The sequence below is a fragment of the Comamonas odontotermitis genome (assembly GCF_014207855.1).
In the GTDB taxonomy this organism is placed as follows: Bacteria; Pseudomonadota; Gammaproteobacteria; order Burkholderiales; family Burkholderiaceae_C; genus Comamonas; species Comamonas odontotermitis_A.
Genome location: NZ_JACHKZ010000004.1, coordinates 161,077 through 179,418 on the forward strand (window position 1 = coordinate 161,077; position 18,342 = coordinate 179,418).

17 protein-coding genes are annotated in these 18,342 nt (G+C 61.8%); 8 read left to right on the forward strand and 9 right to left on the reverse strand.

Annotated elements, in window-relative coordinates; translation table 11 throughout:
* Nucleotides 1-45 precede the first annotated feature (45 nt).
* Nucleotides 46-2,022: a DNA topoisomerase IV subunit B gene (locus HNP33_RS05190; protein WP_184705994.1), complete on the reverse strand. Its 1,977-nt coding sequence runs from the start codon at nucleotides 2,020-2,022 to the stop codon at nucleotides 46-48.
* Nucleotides 2,023-2,222: 200 nt separating this feature from the next.
* On the opposite strand from HNP33_RS05190, the gene HNP33_RS05195 reads away from it, so the two are divergent.
* The 6 genes from HNP33_RS05195 (at nucleotide 2,223) to HNP33_RS05220 (ending at nucleotide 7,171) form a co-directional block, all read left to right on the forward strand.
* Nucleotides 2,223-3,449 (forward strand): MFS transporter, encoded by a 1,227-nt coding sequence (locus HNP33_RS05195; RefSeq protein WP_184705996.1) that lies wholly within the window; start codon nucleotides 2,223-2,225, stop codon nucleotides 3,447-3,449.
* Nucleotides 3,450-3,475: 26 nt separating this feature from the next.
* Nucleotides 3,476-3,634, forward strand: coding sequence for a hypothetical protein (locus HNP33_RS05200; protein ID WP_184706104.1), 159 nt, complete (start codon nucleotides 3,476-3,478; stop codon nucleotides 3,632-3,634).
* 64 nt (nucleotides 3,635-3,698) lie between these two features.
* Nucleotides 3,699-4,259, forward strand: coding sequence for a class I SAM-dependent methyltransferase (locus HNP33_RS05205; protein WP_184705998.1), 561 nt, complete (start codon nucleotides 3,699-3,701; stop codon nucleotides 4,257-4,259).
* A gap of 277 nt (nucleotides 4,260-4,536) precedes the next feature.
* Nucleotides 4,537-4,803, forward strand: a complete 267-nt coding sequence (locus tag HNP33_RS05210; protein ID WP_184706000.1) for a hypothetical protein — start codon at nucleotides 4,537-4,539, stop codon at nucleotides 4,801-4,803.
* Nucleotides 4,804-4,967: 164 nt separating this feature from the next.
* Nucleotides 4,968-6,482, forward strand: a complete 1,515-nt coding sequence (locus HNP33_RS05215) for an ATP-binding protein (RefSeq protein WP_233464395.1) — start codon at nucleotides 4,968-4,970, stop codon at nucleotides 6,480-6,482.
* Nucleotides 6,479-7,171 (forward strand): response regulator, encoded by a 693-nt coding sequence (locus HNP33_RS05220; RefSeq protein ID WP_184706002.1) that lies wholly within the window; start codon nucleotides 6,479-6,481, stop codon nucleotides 7,169-7,171. The genes HNP33_RS05215 and HNP33_RS05220 overlap by 4 nt, the downstream gene beginning before the upstream one ends.
* 49 nt (nucleotides 7,172-7,220) lie before the next feature.
* On the opposite strand, the gene HNP33_RS05225 is transcribed toward HNP33_RS05220, so the two are convergent.
* The 5 genes from HNP33_RS05225 to HNP33_RS05245 form a co-directional block, all read right to left on the reverse strand.
* A complete protein-coding gene (locus tag HNP33_RS05225; protein ID WP_184706004.1) occupies nucleotides 7,221-7,937 on the reverse strand; it encodes an MgtC/SapB family protein in 717 nt (238 codons plus the stop codon).
* A 56-nt stretch (nucleotides 7,938-7,993) separates the two neighbouring features.
* A complete protein-coding gene (gene mgtA, locus HNP33_RS05230; protein WP_184706006.1) occupies nucleotides 7,994-10,738 on the reverse strand; it encodes a magnesium-translocating P-type ATPase in 2,745 nt (914 codons plus the stop codon).
* 212 nt (nucleotides 10,739-10,950) lie between these two features.
* Nucleotides 10,951-11,154, reverse strand: a complete 204-nt coding sequence (locus HNP33_RS05235; RefSeq protein WP_184706008.1) for a hypothetical protein — start codon at nucleotides 11,152-11,154, stop codon at nucleotides 10,951-10,953.
* A 341-nt stretch (nucleotides 11,155-11,495) separates the two neighbouring features.
* Complete coding sequence (locus HNP33_RS05240) at nucleotides 11,496-12,518, reverse strand: Bug family tripartite tricarboxylate transporter substrate binding protein (protein WP_233464396.1); 1,023 nt, start codon at nucleotides 12,516-12,518, stop codon at nucleotides 11,496-11,498.
* A gap of 136 nt (nucleotides 12,519-12,654) precedes the next feature.
* Nucleotides 12,655-13,032 carry a winged helix-turn-helix transcriptional regulator gene (locus tag HNP33_RS05245; RefSeq protein WP_184706010.1) on the reverse strand — a complete coding sequence of 126 codons (378 nt, stop codon included), beginning with the start codon at nucleotides 13,030-13,032 and terminating at the stop codon, nucleotides 12,655-12,657.
* A 187-nt stretch (nucleotides 13,033-13,219) separates the two neighbouring features.
* Between HNP33_RS05245 and HNP33_RS05250 the strand changes: the two genes are divergently transcribed.
* Nucleotides 13,220-14,227: a zinc-dependent alcohol dehydrogenase family protein gene (locus HNP33_RS05250; protein WP_184706012.1), complete on the forward strand. Its 1,008-nt coding sequence runs from the start codon at nucleotides 13,220-13,222 to the stop codon at nucleotides 14,225-14,227.
* A gap of 143 nt (nucleotides 14,228-14,370) precedes the next feature.
* On the opposite strand, the gene ilvD is transcribed toward HNP33_RS05250, so the two are convergent.
* Nucleotides 14,371-16,236 carry a dihydroxy-acid dehydratase gene (gene ilvD, locus HNP33_RS05255; protein WP_184706014.1) on the reverse strand — a complete coding sequence of 622 codons (1,866 nt, stop codon included), beginning with the start codon at nucleotides 16,234-16,236 and terminating at the stop codon, nucleotides 14,371-14,373.
* Between the two features lie 274 nt (nucleotides 16,237-16,510).
* Nucleotides 16,511-16,750 (reverse strand): TIGR04438 family Trp-rich protein, encoded by a 240-nt coding sequence (locus HNP33_RS05260; protein ID WP_184706016.1) that lies wholly within the window; start codon nucleotides 16,748-16,750, stop codon nucleotides 16,511-16,513.
* 96 nt (nucleotides 16,751-16,846) lie between these two features.
* Between HNP33_RS05260 and HNP33_RS05265 the strand changes: the two genes are divergently transcribed.
* Complete coding sequence (locus tag HNP33_RS05265; RefSeq protein WP_184706018.1) at nucleotides 16,847-17,152, forward strand: c-type cytochrome; 306 nt, start codon at nucleotides 16,847-16,849, stop codon at nucleotides 17,150-17,152.
* A gap of 181 nt (nucleotides 17,153-17,333) precedes the next feature.
* Here HNP33_RS05265 and HNP33_RS05270 read toward each other — a convergent pair whose 3' ends face one another.
* Nucleotides 17,334-17,801, reverse strand: a complete 468-nt coding sequence (locus HNP33_RS05270; protein ID WP_184706020.1) for a LapA family protein — start codon at nucleotides 17,799-17,801, stop codon at nucleotides 17,334-17,336.
* Between the last annotated feature and the right edge of the window lie 541 nt (nucleotides 17,802-18,342).

An 18,342-nucleotide genomic window follows, 5' to 3' on the forward strand; every position in this document is an offset into this window, starting at 1 on the left:
CGACGAGCGAGGCCGACAAAGTCATCGGATGGTTGAGGTATGGAATCAGACGTCGATCTCCACATCGTTGCCGTGGATCTCCATCAGATCGCGCCGCGCGGCGGCTTCGCCCTTGCCCATCAGCTGGCCCATCACCTGCTGCGTCTGCTGCAGGTCGGAGTGCGTCAGCATCACCGGCTGCAGGCGGCGGGTGTCGGGGTTGAGGGTGGTATCCCACAATTGCTCGGCATTCATCTCGCCCAGGCCCTTGAAGCGGCTGACCTTGCACTTCTCGCGCGCCACACCGTCCTTGGCGGCCTTGTCGAAGATACCCTTGAGCTCAGCCTCATCGAGCGCATACAGCTTGGCCGCCGGTTTTTTGCCGCGCGCGGGAATATCCACACGGAAGAGCGGCGGCCGTGCCACACAGACATGGCCTGCGTCGATGAGCTTGGGGAAGTGCCTGAAGAACAGCGTCAGCAGCAGCACCTGGATGTGCGAGCCGTCCACGTCTGCATCCGAGAGAATGCAGATCTTGCCGTAGCGCAGACCGCTCAGGTCGACCTCGTCATTGGGGCCGTGCGGGTCCACACCAATGGCAACGGCGATGTCATGCACTTCGGTGTTCTTGAACAGCAGGTCGCGGTCCACCTCCCAGGTGTTGAGCACCTTGCCGCGCAGCGGCAGCACTGCCTGCGTTTCCTTGTCACGGCCCATCTTGGCGCTGCCGCCCGCCGAATCGCCCTCAACCAGGAACACCTCGTTGTAGGCGATGTCACGGCTTTCGCAATCGGTCAGCTTTCCGGGTAGCACGGCCACGCCGCTGCCCTTGCGCTTTTCGACCTTCTGGCCCGCACGCTGGCGGGTCTGTGCGGCCTTGATGGCGATTTCAGCCAGTTTCTTGCCGTATTCCACGTTTTCGTGCAGCCACAGCTCAAGGGCTGGCCGCACCATGCCCGATACCAAGCGTACGGCATCGCGCGAGTTGAGACGCTCCTTGATCTGGCCCTGGAACTGCGGATCCAGCACTTTGGCCGACAGCACATAGTTGGCGCGGGCAAACACGTCTTCGGGCATCAGCTTGACGCCCTTGGGCAGCAGCGAATGCAGCTCGATGAAGCTCTTGACCGCCTGGAACAGACCGTCACGCAGGCCGCTTTCGTGCGTGCCGCCTGCGCTGGTGGGGATCAGGTTGACGTAACTCTCACGCACCGGCTGGCCTTCTTCGGTGAATGCCACGCACCACGAGGCGCCCTCACCCTCGGCAAAATTGTCGTCATGCTTGCCGGCAAAACCTTCGCCTTCAAATACCGGAATGACCGGGTCGACCGGCAGGGTCTGCAGCAGGTAGTCCTTGAGGCCACCCTTGTACTGCCAGGTCTGCGTGTCGCGGGTCTTGTCGTTGGTGAGCTGCACGCTCACGCCGGGCATCAGCACGGCCTTGCTGCGCAGCAGATGCACCAGCTCACCCATGGGGAGGTTACTGGATTCAAAATACTTGGCATCCGGCCAGACGCGAACAGTGGTGCCCTGCTTGCGGTCACCGCTGGTGAGCGCCCGCACCTTCAGCGGCTCGACCACATCCCCCCCGGCAAACGCCATGGTGGCCACAGAGCCATCGCGGTGCACCGTCACTTCCAGGCGCGTGGCCAGTGCATTGGTGACCGAAACGCCCACGCCGTGCAGACCGCCCGAGAAGCTGTAGGCGCCGCCCTGCCCCTTGTCGAACTTGCCGCCTGCGTGCAGGCGGGTAAACACCAGCTCGACCACGGGGGCGTGCTCTTCCGGATGCAGGCCAAACGGAATGCCGCGACCATCGTCTTCCACACTAATGGAAGCGTCCGTGTGCAGGTAGACGCGGATTTTCTTGCCGAATCCGGCCAGGGCCTCGTCGGCGGCGTTGTCGATCACCTCCTGAATGATGTGCAGCGGGTTGTCGGTGCGGGTATACATGCCCGGGCGCTGCTTGACCGGCTCCAGTCCTTTGAGGACGCGTATCGAGCCTTCTGCGTATTCACTGGTAGACGTGTTTTTGCTTGCCATAACTTTCCATTCTAGCGGCTGCCATTGTAGATAGCTGTATGAATAAACAGGTAGAAGTTGTTAACGATTGGCTCCAGGGCGTGCGAAAACCTTCCCGGGCTCCCAAATGGGCCTGAAACATGGCCGGTCAATATACGGGTGACAGCTGGTTTGCTGCGTTGCAGTTAACAATTCCGTCATTACGAGATAGGCATATGCATATGCAACACAACAACGCACAACATTTGTCCATCGCCCGCGTCCTGCTGTGCGGCGGTGCCGTGGTCACCTTGTCGATGGGTATTCGCCACGGTTTTGGCCTGTGGCTGCAACCCATCACGCAGGAGATGGGCTGGACGCGCGAGTCCTTCGCCTTTGCGCTGGCCGTGCAGAACCTCAGTTGGGGCTTGATCGGCATCTTCACCGGCATGCTGGCCGACCGTTTTGGCGCCACCAAGGTACTGGTGGCAGGGGCCTTGCTGTATGCGCTGGGCCTGGCAGGCATGGCCTGGGCACCCAACACCGTGCTGTTTGCGCTGACGGCAGGTCTGTTGATTGGCATGGCGCAGACCGGAACGACCTACGCGGTGATCTACGGGGTGATCGGGCGGCAGATACCGCCAGAGAAGCGCTCCTGGGCCATGGGCGTGGCCGCCGCCGCAGGCTCGTTCGGCCAGTTCTTCATGGTGCCAGTTGAAGGCCAGTTGATTGCCAGCCTGGGCTGGCACAACGCGCTGGTGGTGTGCGCGCTGCTGGTGCTGGTCATCGTTCCGCTCGCGCTTGCGCTGCGCGAGCCCAATTTTCATGCCATCAAGAAGGCTTCGGCCAACGGCCACCAGCAAACCATTGCACAGGCGGTGGCTGAGGCTTTTAAAAACCCCAGCTTTCTGCTGCTGACTGCGGGCTATTTCGTCTGCGGCTTCCAGGTCATGTTCATCGGCGTGCACATGCCCAGCTACCTGAAGGATTTCGGCCTGCCACCGCATGTGGCCAGCTACTCACTGGCGTTGATCGGTCTCTTCAACATCTTTGGCACCTACCTCGCAGGTTCGCTGGGCCAGCGCATGGCAAAACGCTACCTGCTCTCTGGCATCTATTTCATCCGTGCAGTGGCCATCGTCATCTTCTTGCTGGTGCCGCTGTCGCCCTGGTCGGTATACGTGTTTGCAGCGGTGATGGGCTTTTTGTGGCTGTCGACCGTACCGCTCACCAATGGCGTGATCGCCCAGGTGTTTGGCGTACAGCACCTGTCCATGCTGTCGGGATTCGTGTTCTTCAGCCACCAGATCGGCAGCTTCCTGGGCATCTGGCTCGGCGGTTATCTGTACGACCACACGGGCAGCTATGACGCGGTGTGGTACGTGGCCATTGCGCTGGGCATATTCGCGGGCCTCGTGAACCTGCCTGTCAAGGAAAGCCCGGTACAACGCAGCACGGCCATCGCATAAATACCGCAGCGCGTACACTCTGCACCATGACCACCCCTGCAACCCCACCAGCACCGCGCCGCCGTTTGTGGCTGCGGGCAGGTGGCTGGACGCTTGCCGCTGTGGTGCTGGCTGCCGTATTCATGCTGTACACGCAGCCCGAATTCATGGTGCGGATGGCAGACCATGTGTGGGCCTGCTTCTAGTGGCTTGAAAAACAGCATTGTGAGCCCGCCCATCATGCGCAACAAGCTCCATTTTTAATAGCAAATGCACTCTGGCAGCCCTCCCTCCGCCTGGATTACCCGCTTTGCCCCACTGATTCCTCGCGGCGGCACGGTGCTTGATGTGGCCTGCGGCACTGGCCGCCATGCGCGCCTCCTGCAATCGCTTGGGCTGCAGGTGACGGGCATGGACCGCGACGCAGCAGCCATCGATGGCCTGCGCCGTGAAACCCAAGGTGAATGGATCGTTGCCGATATCGAAAATGGCCCATGGCCACTGTCCCATCAGCGGTTTGACGCGGTGGTGGTGACCAACTATCTGTGGCGACCGCTGTGGCCGCACATTTTGAACAGTGTGGCTCCTGGCGGCCTGCTGCTGTACGAAACCTTTGCTGTCGGCAACGAAGCCTTTGGCAAGCCTTCGCGGGCCGACTTCCTGCTTCAGCCGGGCGAGCTGCTGCAGGTATGTGCGGGCTGGCATATCGTGGCCTTTGAGCAGGGGCGCCTCACAGCCCCAGATCGCGTGGCTCAGCGCATTGCCGCGCGCAAGCAGAGCGCCGATGATGGTGATGGTCAGACACCCGCGTCGCATCTGCACCCAGCCTGAGGCACAGCACTTCCCCCCCCCCGCTTTGCATAACTTTGCGCAGCCGTACCGGGCAGCGCATCGCACCACCGGCTTGCAAGGCGCACCAGTGCAGGGCCTGCCGCACGATTGCGCTTTGTCACAAGCTCCTCAGACACTCTCCAATTTCCTCCTCATTTGGCTTCTAAAGTACATCCATTGGCTCTGCAGCCAGGTGCAAAACACACTCCAGTTCTTCTGCTCTTGCAGATTGTTTTGTTTTCCCGCAGAGCCATCTTTTTGATGAAAGGGAATGTGCATGAAAGCCATCGAGATGAGTTGCCTGCTGCTGTCGGGTGCCGCCATGACAGGAGCCCTGCTGCTGGGCACGCTGTCCAACAATGCCCATGCAGCAACCACCGCCGCCAAAGCTGCCACGCCCCAGGAAGCCATTGAGGCTTGCAAGGGCAAGAAGGAAGGCGACAAAGTGGATTTGCCGGTGGGTAATGGCAAAACAGCCAAAGCCATCTGCCGCAAAGCCGGCAACCAGCTGGTTGCCATGCGCACTGCCTCTATCGGCCCCTGAGAATGTGTTTACGATCTGCACGTAACCGCGCTGGATCGCATCAACAGGTTCCAAGGGCCTCCCCTGCGACACTCCTGCACACACCACGCACTGTGTAAGAGAATAGCCGGGCAGGCATTGCGTCTGCCCGTTTTACTTTAACCCGCCACTTTTCCTACTTGCATTTGAACCGTCTCCAAACCCGCGTCCTGCTTGCCATGGTCCTGCTGCTGCTCGGTCTGCTGCTGGGCTTTGCAGGCTTTTCGTACTGGAGTCTGCAACGTGGCCTGGCGCCTTACGTTGCACAGATCGAGCTGGGGCGGCTGGAATACCTGGAAAGCCAGCTCAGGCGTGAATATGCCAAGGAGCAAAGCTGGTCGGGCCTGAGCGCCGAGCGCTGGAATGCCCTTACCCGGTTCGGCGCCCAGGCCGCCATACCGGTGGCCCCTCCGTCCGACGAGAGCAAGCCCAGGGGAGCCACCATCGGACCTCTGCGCACACCCGATCTGAGGCCCATTGAACGCCACCCCTTGCACGAGCGCCTGGGCCTGCTCGATGCCAAAGGCCAGTTGATTGCCGGTGTTGCTCCGCAGGCTGCCAGCGCCACCAACCCGCTGTTTGATGGCAAGCACCAGTTGATCGGCACATTGACCCTGGGCCCCCCCGCCGACCTGAAGAACCAGATCGACAGCGCATTTTTGAAGGAGCACCTGGTATTTCTGGCCATTGCGGCCGGATTGGGGCTGGTGGTGGCGGGCGCTCTGTCCTGGTGGCTGAGCCGCCGCTGGATCCGGCCCATCGAAGCCCTCTCCAAAGGCGCCCATGCCTTTGCGCAAGGCCAGCTTGACTACCGCATTGCCGCCGAAGGCAGTGATGAACTGGGCCAGTTGGCCCGCCGCTTCAACCACATGGCCGCCCAGTTGCATGAAGCCCAGGCCCAGCAGAACGAATGGCTGACCCAGGTGGCGCACGAGTTGCGCACCCCCTTGGCTGCCGTGCGCGCCGAGATCGAGGCCATACAGGATGGTATCCGCCAGTTTGACGCGAACACCGCCGAGCGCCTGCACCGACAGATCATGCGCCTGACCCAGCTGGTGGCCGACATGCGCGCGACCATCCCCACGACACTCGCGGTACAGGCCCCGCAAGACGCTCCCGCCTTGCAGCTGACCGCGCCGCGTGCGGCATCTGCGATGGCGCTGGATCTGCGGGCTCTGGTCGCCGAAGCGGTGGATGCCGTGCAGATGCGCTTTGTGCAAGCCCAGATCGCCTTGCCGCCAGCGGCCACCCTGGCGCACAGCCTGCCGGCTGCCTGGGTACACGGCAATGCAGCGCAACTGCATCAGGTGCTGGGCAATATTTTTGAGAACAATCTGCGCTACACCGATGCACCCGGCACAGTGGCCATCAGCGCCAGCGTGCACGACGCGGCAGCCGCAGGCAGCCCGCGGCAGCGCTGGGTCGAGCTGCATATCGACGACAGTGCCCCTGGCGTTGCCCCTGCAGACCAGCCTCGCATCTTTGAGCGGTTTTACCGCGTGGAAGCCTCGCGCAGCCGCGCCAGTGGTGGCTCAGGCCTGGGCCTGGCCATCTGCAAAAGCATTGTGCAGGCCCATGGTGGCCAGTTGCGTGCAAGTGCATCCGCACTGGGCGGCCTGCGCATGACCGTGATCCTGCCATTGATAGACCCAACCCCATGAACACCGCCAAACCCCGCATTCTGTATGCTGAAGACGAGGCTGACATCGCCTCGGTCGTGACCGATTACTTGCACCATGCGGGATATGAGGTCGAGCACTTTGCCGATGGCTCGCAAGCCCTGGCAGCCGCCATTGCACGCCCTCCGGCGCTTGCCATCCTCGATTTGATGCTGCCGGGCACCGACGGCCTCACAATCCTGCGCGAATGCCGCGCGCGCCAGCTATGCCCGGTCATCTGCCTCACCGCCAAGGTGGAAGAGGTGGACCGGCTCATTGGGCTGGAAATGGGGGCCGACGACTACATCTGCAAGCCGTTTTCGCCGCGCGAACTGGTCGCCCGGGTCAAGGTGGTGCTGCGCCGCAATCAGGTTGGGGAAGCCACGGCAAGCAGCGCAGCCGCTTCAGAATGGCGACTGGATGACGCCACCTGCCAGGCCAGTTGGCGCGGCCAGGATCTGGGCCTGACGCGGCGCGAGTACACGCTGCTGTCCATCCTGCACCGCCACCCCGGCAAGATCTACCCACGCAGCCAATTGCTGGATCTGGCCTATGCCGATGCGCTGGAAGTGAGCGACCGCGCCATCGACAGCCACATCAAGAACCTGCGCAAGAAGCTGCGGGCGGTGTTGGGCGACGAGGCTGAGTGCATTCGCTCCGTGTACGGCGTGGGCTTTGCGTTTGAGGCCTGATCGGCAAACCTGCATCACCTCTTTTTGGCAGGCCGCCATCGCCCCTGCGTCAGTCTCTGGTACTCGGACTCCAGAAGGCCTGACGCACACCCGGTTTGACAGCCAGTTGCTGCACCAGCGCATCCATCTCGTCCCCATGAACGGATTGCGCCGCCAGCGTTGCCTCAATCACCACTTCTTCATCGCCAAAGGGTTTGATGTCGATGTCGCCGGGTGGATAGCCGCCGCGCTCCAGCACATCCTGCAGCATGGCCAAGGCCAGCCGCTGGTGCAGCCGCTCGGCCACCACAAAGACGGCATTCGTCACCTCGGTGGACACCACATCCAGCGGCTTGCGGTTGATGGCATTGACCAGCGGGCGCAGCAAGGTGTTGGCCGCCAGCACCATGACCGTGCCCATCACGGCCTGCACGATCAGATCGGCACCTGCGGCAGCGCCCACTGCAGCCGACCCCCACAAGGTGGCGGCGGTGTTCAGCCCGCGCACATTGCCTTCTTCACGCATGATGACGCCGGCGCCCAGAAAGCCGATCCCTGACACCACATAGGCCATCACCCGCACGGCGCCGTCGGCTCCGGCAATGGTATTGGCACTGTCGACAAAAATCGCAGCGCCCACGGCCACCAGCACATTGGTACGCAGCCCCGCCGTGCGCTGGCGGTACTGGCGCTCCAGACCGATCAAGGTGCCCAGCACAAAGGCTGTGACCAGGCTGAGCAAGGTATTGAGCAGCGAATCGAGCTGCATGAACTTCAAAGCTTCCATTGTCGTGATCCCCTCTTGTCTTCACCGTCGTTGCAGCCAGAAGCGGCACATGGCCCTCATTGCCAGCCAAAGCGACGGATATACCATTTCTTCATGACCTGCGTGAGACCCATATAGCCCAGCACGATCAGCACCAGATACACAAAGTACGAGCCAGGCAGTGCCTCCAGCTTGAAGTGCGACGCCAGCGGCCCCATGGGCAGGAAAATGCCGATAGCCATCACGGCCAGCGTCATCAGAATCACCGGCCATGCCGCGCGGCTCTGGATGAAGGGAATGCGTGCCGTGCGGATCATGTGCACGATCAGCGACTGGGTGAGCAACCCCACAACAAACCAGCCCGACTGGAACAGGGTCTGCTTCTCTGGCGTATTGGCATCGAACACCTTCCACATCAGCACAAAGGTCAGGATGTCAAACACCGAGCTGATGGGGCCAAAGAACACCATGAAGCGGCCAATGTCCGCAGGGTTCCAGCGCTGTGGGCGGGCAATCAGCTCTTCATCCACATGGTCGAAGGGAATGGCGGTCTGCGACAGGTCATACACCAGGTTCTGCACCAGCAGCTGCAGCGGCAGCATGGGCAGGAACGGAATGAAGGCGCTGGCCACCAGTACCGAGAACACATTGCCGAAGTTGGAGCTTGCCGTCATCTTGATGTACTTGAGCATGTTGGCAAAGGTGCGCCTGCCCTCCTGCACGCCCTGCTCCAGCACCATCAGGCTCTTCTCCAGAAGAATGATGTCGGCCGCCTCCTTGGCCACATCCACGGCCGTATCGACCGAGATGCCGATGTCGGCCGCACGCAGCGCTGCCGCGTCGTTGATGCCATCCCCCAGAAACCCCACCACATGGCCATTGGCCTTGAGCATGCGCACGATGCGCTCCTTGTGGGCCGGGCTCAGCTTGGCAAAAATGTTGTGGGTCTCTACGGCCCGGGCCAGCTCTGCGTCATCCATGCGCTCCACATCGCCGCCCAGCATCATGGCCTGTTCGGTGATACCCACTTCCTTGCAGACCTTGGCCGTGACGGCCGCATTGTCGCCCGTCAGCACCTTGATGTGCACACCATGCTGCGTCAACGCCTGCAAGGCCGGAGCCGTACTCTCCTTGGGTGGATCGATGAAGGCGACAAAGCCGCACAGCTCCATGCCTGCCTCGTCGGCTACACCATAGCTTTGCTGGCTGGCGGCGCTTTCTCGCGTGGCCACGGCCACCACACGCAGGCCCTGGTTGTTCAACTCCTCCGTCACAGCCACAATGCGGCTGCGCAGGCTGTCATCAAGTGGCATCACCGCGCCCGCCGCATGCACCGAGGTGCACACCTGCAGGATTTCATCTACCGCCCCCTTGGTGATGAGAATGTGATGGCCGCCACCGTCGCTCACCACCACCGACATGCGTCGGCGCACAAAGTCGAAGGGAATCTCGTCCACCTTGGCATAGTTGCGCACCACCTCCAGCAACTCGGCGTGCTCCAGCACGGCAACGTCCAGCAGGTTTTTCAGGCCGGTCTGGTAGTAGCTGTTGAGGTAGGCCATGTCCAGCACGTGGTGCGACTCATCGCCCCAGGCGTCCAGATGGCGAGCCAGAAAAATCTTGTCTTGCGTCAGCGTTCCGGTCTTGTCGGTGCACAGCACATCCATGGCGCCGAAGTTCTGGATGGCGTCCAGCCGTTTGACGATGACCTGCTTGCGCGACAGAAACACCGCGCCCTTGGCGAGCGTGGCGGTCACGATCATTGGCAGCATCTCGGGCGTAAGGCCTACCGCCACCGACAGCGCAAACAACAGCGCCTCGGTCCAGTCGCCCTTGGTGAAGCCGTTGATGGCAAACACCAGCGGCACCATCACGAGCATGAAACGGATCAGCACCCAGCTGACCTTGTTGACACCAGTCTGAAACGCGGTTGGCGCTCGGTCCATTGCCGTGGCGCGCCCTGCCAGCGCTCCCAGATAGGTGATGTTGCCCGTGGCCACCACCAGCGCCGTACCCGCGCCCGAGACCACGTTCGTGCCCATGAAGACGATGTTGTCCAGATCCACGGGGTTGCTCTGATCTGCGCCTTGCAGCTGAGCGAATTTTTCCACCGGCATTGATTCACCCGTCATCGCCGACTGGGCCAGAAACAGATCCTTGGCCTGCAGCAGGCGGCAATCGGCGGGTACCATATCGCCCGCAGAGAGTTTGATGATGTCCCCCGGCACCAGCTCGCGCACTGGCAGCTCCAAAGAGGCAGGCACGGTGGGAAAGCCTGTTGGGCGCAGATCGGAGGGCTCGCCCTCATCCAATACCCTGCGGCGCAGCACAGTCGCCGTGTTGGACACCATGGCCTGTAGCGAGGCCGCCGCCTTGTTGGCCCGGCCTTCCTGCCAAAAGCGCAGCACCGTGGAGAGCAATACCATGCTGCCGATGACGACCGTGCCTTTGAAATCGTCCGTCACCCAGGACACGACGGCGAGCAAGGTCAGCAGAATATTGAACGGCGTGCGAAAGCACAGCCACAGGTGCTCGCCCGCCGACATGGGCTTGTCCTGCGCGATGGTGTTCCAGCCCGCCTCGGCACGCGCGGCATCCACCTGGGCCGCATCCAGCCCATCAGCCGCGCTGTTCAGGCCCTGCAGCAGTTCCGCCTCAGCCGCGAGAGCGGCGCTGCGCAGGCGGTCGCCCAAAGCAGCAGGCACGCGCAGATCGGCTGGCGCCTTGGCCAGTTGATCGAGCATGGGAATGCGGCGGAAGTGCTCTGCCCAGTGGCGCGAGCGCAGAAAGTTCACGAATCCATTTTTCAGTGTGGTCAACATGGCCACCCTCCTTCAAGCGTTTTGATGCCAGGCAAGGCGCAGCCGCGCCCAAGGCAAGCTCAGTCATGAAGCGCGCAAGCAAGCGGCATGCAGCCGCACGGGGCGCGCGAAGAGAAGGGGTGATTCCATTCCCAGATCAGCGGGGCAAGCGAGGACAAAGCCCCTGCGTTGGCGACGGTTGGCAAGACGCTATGGCCCTGCCGCGCCCGTCATCAATGTCCGATCCGGGAACGGGATGGCGTACTGAAAGGATCCAGCGCCGCTGCCAGCGCATGCAGCGGCTTGCGGCAGATACCGCGATGCCCAGGGCGCGCCGCGCCGCGCGGCAGGCGCACAAGACGCAGTCGCTGCGCGAGCCTGATGGGCTGCGGCGCAAAAAGACGACGGCAAGCGCGCAACAACGTGCGTTTTTGCATGGTTCGCTCCCCTGTCCAGCGCACGGCAACGCTGCGCCCTGCCTGTTGCTGGATCGTGTTTTCTTCAATGGGAGCAAGCGAAACCTGTGCGCTACACAGGGGTAGCTACAGGGATTCGCAGGCTGCCCGCCTGATTGGCAAGGCAGCGCGCAAAGCTGAGGCGTTTGCGGTTACCTTGCCTGTGGTGCGTTGGCGGCTGGCCAACAACTTGGTACGTCCACAGGACAACTCCTTTTCAACTGGTTCGGCGCGGATTGTAGGCCGCGATGAGGCAAATGACCAGGGGTTTGTACCTACATTACCAAATCTTCATGAACGGGCCTGGCACAGATGCCGCGCGGTCACTCCATCGGAATCCTGCGCTGCTCCACCAATTGCTCCACCTGGCTGCGCGTCTGGGCAATCAAGCGGGCAAATTGTGCAGGCGTTCCCCCAAGCGGCTGCACGCCGAGCTGCGCGAGGCGCTCGCGCACCGCGGGGGTTTTCAAGGCATCACGCGCGGCCTGGTTCAGCGTCTCGACCACGCTTTGCGGAGTGCCCGCAGGTGCCACCAGGCCAAACCAGGTGATGGCCAGCCGATTGAGTGCGGGGTAGCCAGCTTCTGCCAGCGTAGGCACCTGCGGCAGGGCCGGCAGACGCTGCGGTGCCGCCACTGCAAAGGGCACGAGCCTGCCCGATTGCACCAGGCTGCTGGAAGACGGGTATTGGTCACTCAGCACCTGCGTCTCGCCTGCCAGGGCACTGTTCACCACCGGCCCTTGGCCCTTGTAGGGGATGTGGCGCATGTGAATGCCCAACTCTGCATTCATCGACTCTGCAATCAAGTGACCGATGGAGCCCACCCCGGCAGAACCTATCGTGTAGTGATCCGGCCGGGCGCGCATGGTGGTGATGAAACCCTGCAGATCGCCCACACCCAGGCTCGGATGGGTGGAGAACACGGAAGGAATCTGGGCCAGTGTGGTGATGGGTGCAAAGTCGCGCAGCGGATCATGGCGGGCGCTTTTCAGCACCACGGTGTTGACGGCCAAGGTACTGATGGTTCCCACGCCAATGGTGTAGCCGTCGGGCTGCGCGCGCGCCACAGCTTCTGCACCAATCAGGCCGGCAGCGCCTGCCTTGTTTTCTACTACCACGGGCTGCCCCAGCGGGCCATGCATGGCGTCGGCGATAAGGCGGGCCACGATGTCCGTTGACCCGCCGGGCGCAAACGGCACCACCAGTTTGATGGGCTGGCGCGGATAGGCGGATTTGTCCTGCGCCAGTGCGCCGCTGGTGAATCCTCCCGCCAGAAGGGACAGCAGGACAGTACGGCAAAGGAGCTGGCGCCGGGCCGGGGAGAGAGGGGAAAAGCGGAACATCATGGAAAAAAGCTCCGGTGGAGGCATGCAACGCGGGCATTATCGCCAAACCGGCCTGCGGCGATTTCCCATCATTTGCTATATTTTTAATAGCTCATGGTGTCCATAAGAAAGTACCAACGCCGTTTTTCAGGACATCTCAAGCCACGCAACGCGCCTGCACGCTCTGCACCTGCAATCGCTCCTGCTCTTCCCCCTGGGTCTGGGAATAGCCCAGGCCCCAGTCGCGCATGGCGGTCAACACAGGCTCCAGGCTGCGCCCCATGTCGGTCAGCGCATAGTCCACGCGCGGGGGCACTTCAGCGTATACGGTACGTGCCACGATGCCAGCCTCTTCCAGCTCGCGCAGTTGCAAGGTGAGCATGCGCTGCGTGACGTTGGGGATGGCGCGCGCGAGTTCACTGAAGCGCTTGGTGCCATGCAGCAGGTGAAACAGCACAATAGGCTTCCAGGTGCCCCCCATGACAGAGAGCGTTACCTCTACTGCGCAACCGCTTTTGCTGTTCAACCGTTTCATCACTGCTCCACTCTGTTGCATCGTAATCGCCCGATACTAGCTGCAAGTCAATGGACATGCATTACTTACATTTTTAATACTAGACCACAAATATGTTGGTTCTGGCATTGTGAGGCCATGGCTTGCATGATGGCCGGGCGGCTGTGTTGTGCAGCCCCAGCTATCCAAACTGACAAAGAGGAATTCCATGAAAGCCATGCAACTTGCGGCCCCTGGTGGCCTTGATCGCCTGCAACTGGTCGATCTGCCCGCTCCTGCGGCGCCTCGCGCCGGAGAGATTCAGGTACGCCTGCACGCCAGCTCACTCAATTACCACGACTTGGCCATCGTCGCCGGACGCTCTCCCACTGCCGATGGCCGCATTCCCATGGCCGATGGCGCAGGCGTCGTTACCGCCGTGGGCGAAGGGGTGTCAGAATTTGCCGTGGGCGATGCGGTGGTTTCCTGCTTTTTTCCGCTGTGGCAATCGGGCAAGCAGGTGCCATCGACCTTTGTCACCGTGCCTGGTGATGGCGTGGACGGGTTTGCACGCGAACAAGTCACCATGGCTGCCACCGCCTTTACCCATGCACCCAAAGGCTATACGCATGAAGAGGCTGCAACGCTGACCACGGCAGGCCTCACCGCCTGGCGCGCCCTGGTGGTGGATGGCCGCCTCGAAGCTGGTCAAACCGTGCTGGTACTGGGCACCGGCGGGGTGTCGATTTTTGCACTGCAACTGGCCCATGCCATGGGTGCGCGGGTGATTGCAACCACCTCCAGCGCCGCCAAGGCAGAGCGCCTGCGCGCCTTGGGTGCCCATGAAGTCATCAACTACCGCGATCAACCCCAATGGGGCGATGCCGTGCTCGCCGCCACTGGCGGTCGCGGCGCGGACATTGTGGTCGAAGTGGGTGGCCCCGGCACCTTGCCGCAGTCCATCCGAGCCTGCGCACCGGGCGGCCATATCGCGCTGATAGGCGTGCTGACGGGCTTTGCCGGCGATGTGCCCACCGTGGAGCTGATGTGCAAGCAGCAAACCCTACAAGGCCTGATCGTCGGCAGCCGAGAGCACCAGCAGGATCTCGTGCGCGCACTGGACCACCTACCTCTGCGCCCTGTGATCGACAGCAGCTACCCACTGGCGCAGATGGCTGACGCCTTTGCCCACCAGATCAGCGCACAACACTTTGGCAAGATCTGCCTGCATTGGTAACAGGGCGACAGGCGCACGGCTGGCAGGCTTGTACCAAAACTGCCTAAGTCTCCAGGCCGCCAGAATCACGCAGATGTACTGATGTATAAAAGCCGCCCCAGGCCTGTGCCCGGGGCGGCTTTTCATCGGGAGCGAAGGGGCTCTCAGTCCAGCAGCGAGATATCGCGCACGGCTCCCTTGTCTGCAGACGTGACCAGCTTGGCGTAGGCCTTGAGGGCGGTTGACACCTGGCGAGGACGCGGCTTGGCAGGTTTCCAGCCCAGCGCATTCTGTGCTTCACGGCGCTTGGCCAGCTCTTCATCGCTCACCAGCACATTGATGGTGCGGTTGGGAATGTCGATGCGGATCTTGTCGCCGTTCTGCACCAGGCCGATGGCGCCGCCAGCTGCTGCTTCTGGCGAGCAGTGACCGATGGACAGGCCCGAGGTGCCGCCTGAGAAGCGGCCATCGGTCAGCAGCGCGCAGGCTTTGCCCAGGCCCTTGGACTTGATGTAGCTGGTGGGGTAGAGCATCTCCTGCATGCCAGGGCCGCCCTTGGGGCCTTCATAGCGCACAACCACCACATCGCCTGCCTTGACCTTGTCGCTCAGGATGTTCTCGACGGCCTCGTCCTGCGACTCGACGACGTGCGCCGAACCCTCGAACACCAGAATGGATTCGTCGACACCTGCGGTCTTCACCACGCAGCCATCCAGCGCGATATTGCCACGCAGCACAGCCAGCCCCCCTTCTTTGGAGAAGGCATGGTCGTACGAGCGGATGCAGCCCTCGGCGCGGTCCAGATCCAGGCTTGGCCAGCGCGTGCTCTGGCTGAAGGCCACCTGCGTGGGAATGCCTGCGGGGCCTGCCATGTAGAAGGTCCGCACAGCTTCGTCCTGCGTGCGAACGATGTCCCACTGATCCAGGGCATCCTTCATGGTCTTGGCATGCACCGTGGGTACATCGGTGTGCAACTTGCCGGCACGATCGAGCTCGCCGAGGATGGCCATGATGCCCCCTGCGCGATGCACGTCTTCGATGTGGTATTTGTTGGTATTGGGCGCCACCTTGCACAGCTGCGGCACGGTACGCGACATGCGGTCGATGTCAGTCATCGTGAAATCGATACCCGCCTCCTGCGCAATCGCCAGCAGGTGCAGGATGGTATTGGTCGAGCCCCCCATTGCGATGTCCAGCGTCATGGCGTTCTCGAATGCCTTGAAACCCACCGAGCGCGGCAGCACGGTCTCGTCTTCCTGCTCGTAGTAGCGCTGGCACAGTTCCACCGCCAGACGACCTGCGCGCTTGAAGAGCTGCTCCCGGTCGGAGTGGGTTGCCACCACCGTGCCGTTGCCGGGCAATGCCAGGCCGAGGGCTTCGGCCAGGCAGTTCATGGAATTGGCGGTGAACATGCCGGAGCAGGAGCCGCAGGTGGGGCAAGCCGAGCGCTCGACTTCGGCCACATCCGCGTCGCTCACGTTGCTGTCCGCTGCCATCACCATGGCATCGACCAGGTCGAGCTTCTTGATCTGGATCGTCTTGCTGCCGTCTGCAGCAGGCACTGCCAGACGCACCTTGCCCGCCTCCATGGGGCCGCCGGAGACGAACACGACCGGAATGTTCAGGCGCATGGCGGCCATCAGCATGCCAGGGGTGATCTTGTCGCAGTTGGAGATGCACACCATGGCATCGGCACAGTGGGCGTTGACCATGTATTCGACCGAATCGGCGATGACTTCGCGGCTGGGCAGCGAATACAGCATGCCGTCGTGCCCCATGGCAATGCCGTCATCCACGGCAATGGTGTTGAACTCCTTGGCAACGCCGCCTGCAGCCTCGATCTCGCGGGCCACGAGCTGGCCCAGATCCTTCAGGTGCACATGGCCGGGAACGAACTGGGTGAACGAATTGACGACGGCGATGATGGGCTTGGAGAAGTCGCCATCCTTCATGCCGGTGGCGCGCCACAGCGAGCGGGCGCCAGCCATATTGCGGCCGGCGGTAGAGGTTTTGGAACGGTATGCGGGCATCGTGGTACTCGGGAAAACAGATGAACAGTGAGAATAGGCCTGTCTTGCGAGGAGCTGCCTGCGGCGATAGGCCCGCAGCCAGCGGAGCAAGTCGGCGTGAACCTCTTGAGTGCGCGCCAGTGCTGTTTCTGAGATTATGGCGCACTACCGAGTATCTGTATGACGCTCGGGTTGCTCGAACGCCCGCCCCAAAACACACGCCCTGCCAAGCGATATGTAACAAAAAACCGCCCGAAGGCGGTTCCACATGGTGAAAATGTATGGCGAAATGGGCCTAGCGGCGGCGGGGCCCCTGCCCCATGGCTTCCTTGGCCTTGGCAATGCGGTTGACCTTTCTCTGGTCTTCCTTCTCCATCTCCTTGCGCTTGGTATAACCAGACCAGTCGGCCCAGGCCCACCACAGAACAGTCAAGGCAAAAGGCGCCAGCACCACAGTCCACGACCAGGCAGCCACCGGGCCGACTTCCAGGTACTTCAGCAACAGAAGTATGACTCCCAGAATCAAAAAATACATTGCAATCCCTCCTACGTGTGCAATTGCCCACAGCGGGCATGCTCCAGCGCTGGGAGCATTAGAATGAAATGTACCCCATACCAAGGAGATTGCACGATGAAACGTATTCTGATTGCCACGGCACTGGCCCTGAGCGCCAGTGCCCCTGCGTGGGCAGATCAGGCGCTGGCCCAGTCCAAGAACTGCATGGCCTGTCACTCGGTGGATAAAAAGGTGGTTGGCCCGGCCTTCAAGGACGTAGCCAAGAAGTTTGGCGGACAGGCAGGTGCAGCCGACATGCTGGCGCAGAAGATCATGAAAGGCAGCTCCGGCGTCTGGGGCCCCGTACCCATGCCCGCCAACACTCAGGTGAGCGAAGCAGAAGCCAAGACCTTGGCCAACTGGGTGCTGTCGCTCAAATAAACCGGGCCTTCAATGCAAGGATTGCATTGCCAAAGCCCCCTTGCTATTCAATAAATAGCTTTTGGCGTTTATCCTTCAAGCGCCGGATGCCAAAAACAAAGCCACCGTCTTCGGTGGCTTTTTACATGCCTCTGGCACAAAGCCAGAGAAATGCTTGAAATGGGCTGGTGGCAAAACCACGTTACAAGACGCTGCGTGGCCCCGTGTCAGCGTGGCGCATGCGGTCTTCCAGCTGGCCCATATAGGCCGCATTGCTGTTGTCAGACTCCTGCGCACGGGCAATCAGGTGCGATTCCAGCTCTGCAAGGCGCACCATCACGGCAGTCTGGCCATCGGCATGCTGACGCTCCAGCACCTGGCGCAGTTCTGTGAACCGCGACGCTTCTGCCCGGTCGGCCAGCTCGCGCTGGGCAGCCATTTCCTTGTTGTGGCGACGCGCCTCCAGCAGTACCGAGCCCTGCATCGACAGCACATAGGCCACGAACAGCACGCACAGCAGCACCGTCAGCCCCAGCATCAGCACGCCCAGCGGCGCATGGATGACAGACAGGCCCAGATTGACCTCGGAAGGAGTGGACAGTGTCTCCCAATTGAGCACTGCCAGACCGCCGATCAGCACGGCAATGATGAGAAGAAGTATGGTTCGCATGACAGAACATCGTTGTTGTGCAATGCACCAACCTTACCACGCAGCGGGCACTATCGTCATGTCAGCCAAGGGAGCGGTTTGCAAGCGGATGTTTGCTATTGTTTTTGCCTATAAAGTGCTTTACGGACGGACACTAGCGGCCAATTTAGCCCGATTTCTCATGCACAGATACAAAAAACCCGGCAAAGCCGGGCTGGGGGTGAGCGGGTGGCGGGGCCTCTTCCAAGAGGAGGCCTTTTCGCCACTTCCTTGCCTTAGAACGTGTTTACGATCTCCTCGCGCCGCGACAGTGGCTTTGCGGGGCGCCCGGCTAGGGATGGGATGCGAGGCGGGGTGCGCAGCCAATAGCGTGCTATTGGCAAGCGCTGCAACGACGCAGACCGCCCCTGACCGGGCGTCCCCAAACCCACTGCCCCTCTGGGTTGGAGTGAAATCGGGCGATTTCTGTGGGCTGGCCCTTGCTTGCACCCCGGTGCAAGCTGCGGCCCATCGCTTCGAACTCATCCCGATTGCACTCCAACGCGGCTGCGTAGAGATCGTA